We start from the raw sequence: 9,515 nt of genomic DNA, 5'->3' as shown, positions 1-9,515 counted from the left end.
GGCCCGGAAAGCGGAAGAACGCATCCGGGAGGTCGTAAAAGAACGTCTGGCCCCGCCGAACATGAGGCATAAATCATTTCTCGAACATGTGGAATGGCTAAATCCTAAGATTCAGGGGTGGAGGAACTATTACTATACGGCTTACAGCCAATTAAAGCTGGCAAAGTTGGACTGGTACATTTTGCAGAGGCTCACGAGATGGTATGCCAAGAAGAGGCAACGCGCAAGATGGATGAGTTCGCTACAAGAAGTGAGGTTCCTAGCTAGTCAATATGGACTTAAAACGCTCTTGTAATCCGCATGCACATGAATGACGAACATCGGAAAGCCGTATGAGGGAAAACCTCACGTACGGTTTGATGAGGAGGGGCAGATTTCTCTGCCCTTTACTCTAGAACAAGTGAAGATCGTGCAAGAACAAGTGAGGATTGTACATTAATGTACCGAGTCCGCTTTCATATAAATATGAATGAAAGCGTTTTTGCGAGTGGCGCAGTGATCCGCATATGTATTTACCGATGAGAAGGGGCGATGGTATGGGGGGACAAGGGTATAGGAAAATGGTTGCGGTCTCGGTCGGACTGGCCGTATTTGCAAGCGGGTGCAGCTCTGGTAAAGAAGCGGCTCCGCCCTCCGGAGAACCGCAAGGAAAAGCGAGCGGAGAGCCGGTAACGATCACGTTTTTTACAGCGCAAAACTCCGTATACGCACAAGAAGCAGGCTTCGAAAACGAAATCGGGCAGTACATTAAGCGGAAATTTCCGAACGTGACGATCAAGCATATTCATAAGGCGACCGGTCAAGATTATCCCGATTTGATCGCCGCCGGCACCATTCCGGATATCGTCCTCGAATCGAGCGGCAATATTTTATCCAAGCTGAAAGAGCTGGATCTTGCGGAAGACGCTGCGGGCTTGATCAAGAAACATCAATTCGACCTCGGACGTCTTGACGAGGCTTCCGTTGCCCAGGTGCGAAACGCCAATCCGGACGGGCAGTTATACGGCATCCCGTTTACGCTCAGCAACATCATTTTGTTTTACAACAAAGATCTGTTCGACAAGTTCGGCGTTCCGTATCCGAAAGACGGCATGCAGTGGGATGAAGTATACGATTTGGCCAAAAAGTTAACGCGAACGGTCGACGGCATATCGTACAAAGGGCTTTCCGCGCATCCGGGCGTCATGATGGGCTACAATCAGCTTTCGCTCACACCGCTCGATTTGAAACAAAACAAAGCGGCCGTCAATACGACGGAATGGAAAACGCTCGTCGAAAACTTCAAGCGCTTTTATGAAATTCCCGGAAATGAATACACGAACATCGACGACTTTCCGAAGGGACAGATGGCGATGGCTGTGCATGTGGCCGAGAAAGTGACGAGCTGGTACAACGCCAATAAAGATTTGAAGTTCGACATCGCCTCGCCGCCTTCATTCAAAGAAGTGCCGGGCACCGGGATGCAGCCCAATACGTATTCGCTGTTCGTGACGAAAAACTCCAAGTATAAAGATCAATCGTTCCAGATCGTCCAGCATCTGCTGTCGGACGAGGTGCAGTCGGAGCTGTCCAAGCAAGGTATCGTTTCTCCTTTGAAAAGCAAAGCCGTGCGCGAGTTGTACGGGAAAAACATGCCGCAGCTGAACGGGAAAAATACCGGCGCGGTGTACTTCAGCAAAAACGCGCAGCCCCCGGCGCCGAGGGCGCCCGGCCTTGTGTACTACAGCGTGAACACAAGCAAAATTTTCGACAACATGTTCAAAGGCGGCATGGACCTGAACACTTCGCTTCGTTCCGTAGAGGAGGAAGCGAACCAAGCGATTCAGCAGCTCGTCACCCAGAAGGGCGGTAAGTAAAGCGCGGGGATGGCTTTCGCTTCTCGGGACTCGGCGGTCACCTTGATGGTCAATGGTGGCCGATGGCTGGGGAATGATGATGTCGCCCGTTGTGCACGTTGTTCGCTGCCGATGCGTCCGTCCCATCCCATGTGCAGACGGACGCATCGGCATGAAGAACAAGCGGGTGACGACGATCGACCAAGCCGAATTGCTCCATGCGTTCGATGCTGCCGTCGAGCGGCTGCCGGAGCGGCTGGATTAACCGCCGCAGCAGCCGGCTGCGGGAAGATACAGGCAAGGGGAGGGCAGCCTTCTCTTTTTGGCGCGGCACCGGCGGGAAGGCTTGAGCAGAAACCGCATGTCGATCACGCCGCTGCCCACCGTATTCATCCCGTATTTGAGCGGGAAGGCGTGTTTCTTCAATGTCTTTTTCACTTGCGCAGGCGTAAGGCACGGTTTCTTCTGCAGCAGCTGCGCGACTGCGCCGGAGACGATCGGCGTGGACATGCTCGTTCCCGACAGGGTGAAGTAGCCTTTGCCGACCCGCAGCCACGGCAAGCTGCGGTCCAGGAAGGAACCGGGGGACCGCAGCGAAATGATCGCTTCGCCGGGGGCAACCAGATCCGGCTTCTTGCTCCCGTTGCGGCTTGGGCCGCGGCTGGAGAAGAATGTCGGCGTATCGTCCGCTTCCCTGACGGTCCGCCGGTCGTCCACCGCCCCGACGGTAATCGCCGACGGAGCGTTGCCGGGAGAGTCAATCGTCCGCGGAAGCGGTCCTTCGTTGCCGGCGGCGACAACAGCGACGAGACCGGCCCGGACAGCCTTTTCCACCGCTTGACTTAGCGGATCATCTTTCAATGAACCGGGAGCCGGCCCGCCCAGCGACATGGAAAGAATGCGCAATTTCAGCCGTTTCCGGTTCGCAATGCACCACTCGATCCCTTTGATGATCGTGGAGTCGGAGCCGTTGCCGAAGCGATTCAGCACTTTGACTGCGACGATTCCCGCCTTGGGAGCGGGTCCGCGGTATTTCCCCTTGCTCATCCACCCGTTTCCCGCCGCGTCCCCGGCCACATGGGTGCCGTGTCCGTTATCGTCATATGGGCATTTCCGGCAGCCGACGAAATCTTTGAAGGCGACGATGCGGTTGACGGGACGTGTCAGGTCCGGGTGCGGATACACGCCGGTATCGAGGACTGCGATCCGGATCCCTTTGCCGGTCAGTCCGCGTTTTTTTTGCAGGGCGGTAGAGCCGATCGAGGGCGTTGCAAAATCGAGCGACGCTTTCTTAATGCCGTCCAAATAAATTTTACCGATGGATTTTAAGCTGCACATACAGCGCAAGCCTTTCATCGTGACTCTCAGCCTTACCGCATTGATCAACGGCAACCGGCGATGCTTCGGCAAAGCGTCGGAGCCTAGACGGCATCGCAAGCGGCGGAGGAGGGCCGGGGTCATTTTCATGTGAAATTGAACGATGACTGGAAGGGATGCCGGTCTGCGCTTGGATTTATGCGATTGCCGTACTTTTTTGCGCAGATGGGAATTCATCTTCGCAGCGTGCTTGTGCGGCCAAGCTTTTCGTTTCATGCGGGAGGTTCACCTTCTTTCTCATGCAGTATATGTGCCGCGCTTGAAATGTTGAGGGAGCGGAGTATATGGGCGGGTAGCCGGTTCTAGTAATGAATTCGCCTTTTCTAGTAGGGATAGGTACTTGAGGTTTCAAAATGTAAGCGTCTTGCATTACTATGACTATCCCTGCGAAAAGGAGTAGTGATTTAAGATGCCGATGGTTAAAAAACCGATGGCTTCACCCAAAAAGAAAATGACCGCTGTCAAGCCGAAAAGAAAAAAAGCGAAGCAAACGTTGACCCGTTTTCACGTCATTGTGACGAACGCTAATGGCATTCCTCTAGATACCCCGGGATGGACAGCCGTATTAACGAGAACGGGCTCGCCGACGCTCACTGCGAATTTTGATGATACGGGGGTTGCCCGATTCGATTCGCTGGCTACGTTGACCACAGTATCTCGTACACTGCGGGTGCGGAATGCGGATGGCGATCAGGTCGCTCAGAAGTTTGTTCCTGCAGATATCGAAGCGATCGTCGTCAGAATGTGATTTGGTTCAAATGAGATAAGACAACGCAGCCGTGCACAAAAAAGCTCCAACCGCCGGCTGCGTTTTTATGCGGTCGGTCATTTTTGGGAGAAAGGACCGCTTGACATTTTGCAGAAAATCGTGTAGAACTAAACGTAATTGAAAACAGTCGTTAAATTCGTTGACGAGAACGAGTACGCTAAACCCCTTGTTCCCCAGAGAGTTGGCCTTGCGCTGAAAGCCAACGTTCAAGACTTAGCCGAACATCCTCTCCAAGAAGGAAAGCCGAAGCAAGAAGTAAGCTGACCCGGGATCCCGCCGTTACAAGGGACGCGTATGATGGTACGTAGTATGAGGTGCTGCGAAGCGATGTTTCTCGTCGCTTGCGGAACAAGGGTGGTATCGCGAGATGGAATCTCGTCCCTTACGGGGCGGGATTTTTTTGCGTTTTCGGATGCAGGTGCCGAAAGGGCTGCCCGGACGCGGGCTTGAGCGATTCTACCCGATTACCATCGCCATTTGATCCGAGAGAGGATGGGTACGATGAACAAAGTGGATGTGAAGGAGCCGGCGAGATCGCGCGAGCTGCGCGTGCTTGAGCGATGGAAGCAGGAGGGGACGTTCCGCAGGTCGATCGAGCATCGCCGGGGAAAACCGAATTTCGTTTTTTACGAGGGGCCGCCGACCGCCAACGGCAAACCGCATATCGGGCATGTGCTGGGCCGCGTTATCAAAGATTTCGTCTGCCGTTACAAGACGATGTCCGGATACCGCGTCGTCCGCAAAGCCGGTTGGGATACGCATGGACTTCCGGTTGAGCTGGGCGTCGAGAAGCAGCTGGGCATCTCCGGCAAGCAGGAGATCGAGAATTACGGCGTTGAAGCGTTCGTGAAGCAGTGCAAGAGCAGCGTGTTCGAATACGAGAAGCAGTGGCGCGAATTGACGGAGGCGATCGGTTACTGGACGGATATGGACGATCCATACGTGACGCTGACAAATGATTATATCGAGAGCGTCTGGCATATATTGGCCGATATTCACCGCACAGGGCTGCTGTACAAAGGCCACCGGGTCAGCCCGTACTGTCCGGACTGCCAGACGACGCTCAGCTCCCACGAAGTGGCGCAAGGGTATGAGGATGTCAAAGATTTGAGCGCCACCGTCAAATTCAGGAGCGCAGCCGGGGGCGTGACGTTCCTGGCCTGGACGACGACGCCTTGGACGCTGCCGGCCAACGTAGCGCTGGCGGTCAACCGCCACATCGACTATGTCAAAGCGGAACAGCATGGCGAAGTATTCGTCGTCGCCCAAGCTTTGGCGGCCAAGGTGTTGAAGGACGGATACGTCGTCTTATCGACGCATAAGGGCTCGGAGTTTGTCGGGCTTCCTTATGAGCCTCCATTCGGTTACATCCGCGCGGACAAAGGGCATATCGTCGTCGATGCCGACTATGTAAGCGACGCAAGCGGGACCGGGATCGTTCATATCGCGCCCGCCCACGGAGAAGACGACTATCGCACGGCGCGCGAGCATGGACTCGATTTCGTGAACGTGGTCGATGCCGCCGGGCGGTATACCGGCAGGATTGCCGATTTCGCCGGACGCTTCGTCAAGGAATGCGATGTGGACATCGTGAGGAGCTTGGCCGAACGCAGCCTGCTGTTCGCCAAAGAACGTTACGAGCATAGCTACCCGTTCTGCTGGCGGTGCAAATCGCCGCTGCTGTACTATGCGATGGAAAGCTGGTTTATCCGCACCACTGCGGTAAAGGAGCAACTGATCGAGAACAACAGCCGCATCGACTGGCATCCTGCGCATCTGCGCGAAGGGCGCTTCGGCAAGTTTCTCGAAGAGCTGGTCGATTGGAACATCAGCCGCAATCGCTATTGGGGGACGCCGCTGAATGTGTGGTCCTGTCCGGACTGCGGGTCGGAATATGCGCCGGGCAGCCGGCAAGATTTGCAAGACAGGGCGGCGGAGCCGATCGATGCGGAGCTCGAGCTTCACAAGCCGTTCGTCGATCGCGTGAAGCTGCGGTGCGCCTGCGGCGGCCGGATGGAACGAACGCCGGAAGTGATCGACGTCTGGTTCGACAGCGGCTCGATGCCGTTCGCGCAGTATCATCATCCGTTCGGAGACAACGAGCGGTTCCAGGAGCAGTTCCCCGCAGACATGATCTGCGAAGGGATCGACCAGACGCGCGGCTGGTTTTATGCGCTGCTGGCGGTATCGACCTTGTACCGTGGCGCCTCTCCTTTTCGAGCGGTCCTTTCGACCGGGCACGTGCTGGACGAGAACGGGCAAAAAATGTCCAAGAGCAAAGGCAACGTCGTCGATCCTTGGGAGATCATCGGCGAATTCGGAACGGATGCTTTCCGCTGGGCGTTATTGTCCGACAGCGCGCCTTGGAACAACAAACGGTTCTCCAAGTCGATTGTGGCTGAAGCCAAATCGAAGGTCGTCGACACGATCCATAACGTGCATGCTTTCTATGCGCTGTATGCGGCCCTCGATGAATTTGCTCCGGAGCAGCATCCGTCTCAAACCTCTGCGAATTTGCTGGACCGCTGGATCTTGTCGCGGGTGCACAGCACGCTGCTGCAGGTCGGTAAAGGGCTCGCGGCTTATGATTTCCTGAACCCGGCGAAGCAGATTGAAGCGCTCGTCGACGAGCTGAGCAACTGGTATGTCCGGCGCTCGCGCGACCGTTTCTGGGGCAGCGGCTGGACGGAGGATAAGGTGTCGGCGTTCCGCACGCTGCACGAGGTGCTGCTCACGCTCGCGCGCATGATCGCGCCGTATGCGCCGTTTCTTGCTGATGACATCCATACGAATCTCGGCTGCGAGGACAGCGTGCACTTGGCGGATTACCCGCAGGCGGACGCATCGCTGATCGACGCCGGACTGGAGCGCGATATGGAGGCAGTGATGCGGATCGTCGAGCTGGCACGCAGCGTCCGCAGCGAGACCGGCATCAAAACGCGTCAGCCGTTGTCCGAGCTGATCGTTTCGCTTGACACCGAGCTGGATTTGTCCCGCTTCGAGGACATTATCAAAGAGGAAATCAACGTGAAGCATATCCGCGTGGAACGCAGCGACAGCGGCTTCGTGCGGTTGAACTTGAAGCTGAACTTGAAAGAAGCGGGTAAAAAGTACGGCAAATTCGTCGGGCCGCTGCAAAGCCGTCTGAAGCAGCTGACCGCGGCGGAAACGAAGCGGGCGGCGGACCAAGGCTTCGTCGAGCTTACAACCGATGACGGCGCAACGCACCGCGTGACGCTGGATGAGCTGCTTGTGGAGAAGCAGGCGAAGGAAGGCTTTGCCGCCGCATCCGGCTACCGGATGACGGTCGCCTTGAACACGGCGGTTACCGAGGCATTGGAGCAGGAAGGGATGGTGCGCGAAGTGGTACGCGCCGTGCAGGATTACCGCAAGAAGCTGGAGCTGCCGATCGAGAAGCGGGTGAAGCTGGTGCTCGATGCCGACCCGTCATTGAAGCTTGCGCTGGAACGTTTCGGGCAAGTGCTGCAGGAGCATGTGCTGCTGTCGGGCGTTTCCTTCGCGAGCGAGCCGGAGATGGTATCCGTGCCGATGGGAGACCGGAGCTTGCGCCTGCGGATCGAGCTCTGAGTTTTGGCCGAGGAGAGGAAGCGGGGAGGCCGACATGAAGGCCGGAAGCGGGCGGGGCGCCTTGCTTTCGCAACAAGCTCAGGCGGCCAGCGGCTGCCGGTACCACAGGACAAACAAGCGAAGGAGAGAAGCCGATGCTGCGCAAGCTTGAACGCGATGACCGTATTTTGAATACACCGCCGTTTATCGACGCGGAAGTTCCGTACAATTTACTGCACCGGATCAGCGATGACTCCGACATGTTCGGCTTGAAGTCGGCGGACGGTCGGATGATCTTCGCGCAGACGCCGGGGCATCGCGCATGGTTATGGATTTGCGGCAGCGTGCGCAGGGCGGAGCGAGACCGGCGGATTCGCGAATTGGTTGAAGCGCTGGGCAGCAAGACGCTGCCCGGCATATGCAGCGAGCCGGAAACGGCTGAACGGTTTGCGAGGGCATACGCCGAAGAGCGGCAGTGCGCCTTTCGGACGCATATGGCGATGGAAGCTTATGAGTGCCCCGAGGTTGTACACCCAGCCTGCGTAAAAGGAACGATGCGCGAGGCGTCGCCGCAGGATGCGGATACGGTCGCCGGATTTCTAGCGGATTTCTCTACCGATGCGTATGGGATCCGCTCCGAGTCCCCCGCTCAACGGCAGACGGCCGAACGTATGATTGATGCCGGGAATGTGTACCTATGGCTTGTTGAAGATATTCCGGCGTCCATGGCGAATATCGCGCACCGTTCTGCCAGACACGCGAGAATCAACAGCGTGTTCACTTGAAGTTTACGTAAACCCCAGTTGAACCGTAAGGAAGGGTACAGTTGCATTAGCGCCTGGGAGTGAGTGGCGCAGCATCCATAAGCTTGCGATAGACAGGTGTTCAAGACGAAAGGGGATCAAGGCCGCTTGTTTGCGGTCCTGGTCCCCTTTCCCCTTTCTACATAGTGTCCATCGGGCGTATTGCGGTTCGTACCGCCTACGGTCAAAAGGTTTGGATATTAAATCGGTTGCCGTCCGGATCGAATAGATGAAATTTGGCGAGGCCCTTCAAGCTGCCTTCGATTTCGCTGACGGCGAGGTTCTGCTCGGAAAGAAACCGGCGGTATTCCACAAACGCCGATTTGTCGACGAAGGTACACGGTCTTGCTCGTTCATCCTTATGAACACCCGCGTCGTTGCCGGACGAAGCGGCCGCGCCTTCCGGCAGCTGCTCCAATACCCAAAAAGGGTGCTCCTGATCGCCGGTCTGGAAATTCGCCCGCATCCCCATCACGACATACCCTTCCTCGGGGTGTTCGGAAAGAACGGACATGCCGATATAACGGCTGTACCACGCCTTGGCTTGGTGAATATCGGTTACGCCGATTCGAACCCAGTCATGCGACCATTCTTCATTAGGAATGTCCGGAGCTCCTTGGAGGGTCAGTCGAACGCCTTCCGATACCCATACGTCAATATAGTCATATCCCATGGGGCCGCGGTACAGACCCGTCATATTCTCGCCGTTCGCCGACATTTCGCCATGCAGCTTTTTCAGGTCGCGTACTTTAAAGCACCACCGGATATTCGAATGTGCAGCCTCGGGCAGCGTCACCCGGTCGTCGCAGTAGATCCATACGCCCCATTGCAGTTCGGTATTGATGTACGCGTCGCTTTTGAACTCTTTGCCCGAGCGTTTCCAGTCGGCATATTTCTCAAACCATGCGACCGTCGCTGCATGCCGTTCCCTCGAAACGTGAACCGAGCCTCCGTCATAGACGACCCGCGGTATGCGGTAAGCATTGGTTTGCTTCCCGTCTGCTTCGGCATTCTCCTTATTGCTGTCGTTGTCCGCTTGTCCCTGGATCACTTTGAAAGCGTTCGGAACGGCTGTCGGCTTATAGCCGTCGGCATTTTTTTGACCTTTCCAATCCTTCGGATTCATCGCATTTTTGCCCATGTGTGCATGTCCTCCTTATTGTT

Annotated in this window: 7 protein-coding genes and 1 other annotated feature; of the genes, 5 read left to right on the top strand and 2 right to left on the bottom strand. The window is 56.2% G+C overall.

Annotated elements, in window-relative coordinates:
* Both KXG62_RS11120 and KXG62_RS11115 read left to right on the top strand, forming a co-directional pair.
* Positions 1-295 (top strand): group II intron maturase-specific domain-containing protein (locus tag KXG62_RS11120; protein ID WP_281426741.1); only part of this gene is annotated, 295 nt, incomplete at its 5' end.
* A gap of 241 nt (positions 296-536) precedes the next feature.
* Complete coding sequence (locus KXG62_RS11115) at positions 537-1,856, top strand: ABC transporter substrate-binding protein (protein WP_246627393.1); 1,320 nt, start codon at positions 537-539, stop codon at positions 1,854-1,856.
* Between the two features lie 240 nt (positions 1,857-2,096).
* On the opposite strand, the gene KXG62_RS11110 is transcribed toward KXG62_RS11115, so the two are convergent.
* On the bottom strand, positions 2,097-3,428 hold the full coding sequence (locus KXG62_RS11110; protein ID WP_218092019.1) for a S8 family peptidase: 1,332 nt from the start codon (positions 3,426-3,428) through the stop codon (positions 2,097-2,099).
* A 193-nt stretch (positions 3,429-3,621) separates the two neighbouring features.
* Between KXG62_RS11110 and KXG62_RS11105 the strand changes: the two genes are divergently transcribed.
* The 3 genes from KXG62_RS11105 to KXG62_RS11095 all read left to right on the top strand — a co-directional run bounded on the left by KXG62_RS11105 (position 3,622) and on the right by KXG62_RS11095 (position 8,333).
* Positions 3,622-3,960, top strand: coding sequence for a hypothetical protein (locus KXG62_RS11105; RefSeq protein WP_218092018.1), 339 nt, complete (start codon positions 3,622-3,624; stop codon positions 3,958-3,960).
* Between the two features lie 151 nt (positions 3,961-4,111).
* Positions 4,112-4,367, top strand: a binding site (T-box leader).
* A gap of 115 nt (positions 4,368-4,482) precedes the next feature.
* Positions 4,483-7,569, top strand: coding sequence for an isoleucine--tRNA ligase (ileS, locus tag KXG62_RS11100; RefSeq protein WP_218092017.1), 3,087 nt, complete (start codon positions 4,483-4,485; stop codon positions 7,567-7,569).
* A gap of 134 nt (positions 7,570-7,703) precedes the next feature.
* Entirely contained in the window at positions 7,704-8,333 is a 630-nt protein-coding gene (locus tag KXG62_RS11095; protein WP_218092016.1) for a GNAT family N-acetyltransferase, read from the top strand.
* A 202-nt stretch (positions 8,334-8,535) separates the two neighbouring features.
* On the opposite strand, the gene KXG62_RS11090 is transcribed toward KXG62_RS11095, so the two are convergent.
* A complete protein-coding gene (locus tag KXG62_RS11090) occupies positions 8,536-9,492 on the bottom strand; it encodes a VOC family protein (RefSeq protein ID WP_218092015.1) in 957 nt (318 codons plus the stop codon).
* Positions 9,493-9,515 lie beyond the last annotated feature (23 nt).

This window comes from Paenibacillus solanacearum (assembly GCF_910593845.1).
GTDB classification, from domain to species: domain Bacteria; phylum Bacillota; class Bacilli; order Paenibacillales; family NBRC-103111; genus Paenibacillus_G; species Paenibacillus_G solanacearum.
The sequence above is the reverse complement of the archived record's forward strand: the minus strand, read 5'-3'. Positions and strand labels throughout refer to the sequence as shown.

Coding starts and splice junctions, on each gene's coding strand:
- KXG62_RS11115 (WP_246627393.1), top strand. CDS start 537: ATGGGGGGACAAGGGTATAGGAAAATGGTTGCGGTCTCGGTCGGACTG.
- KXG62_RS11105 (WP_218092018.1), top strand. CDS start 3,622: ATGCCGATGGTTAAAAAACCGATGGCTTCACCCAAAAAGAAAATGACC.
- ileS (WP_218092017.1), top strand. CDS start 4,483: ATGAACAAAGTGGATGTGAAGGAGCCGGCGAGATCGCGCGAGCTGCGC.
- KXG62_RS11090 (WP_218092015.1), bottom strand. CDS start 9,492: ATGGGCAAAAATGCGATGAATCCGAAGGATTGGAAAGGTCAAAAAAAT.
- KXG62_RS11110 (WP_218092019.1), bottom strand. CDS start 3,428: ATGAAACGAAAAGCTTGGCCGCACAAGCACGCTGCGAAGATGAATTCC.
- KXG62_RS11095 (WP_218092016.1), top strand. CDS start 7,704: ATGCTGCGCAAGCTTGAACGCGATGACCGTATTTTGAATACACCGCCG.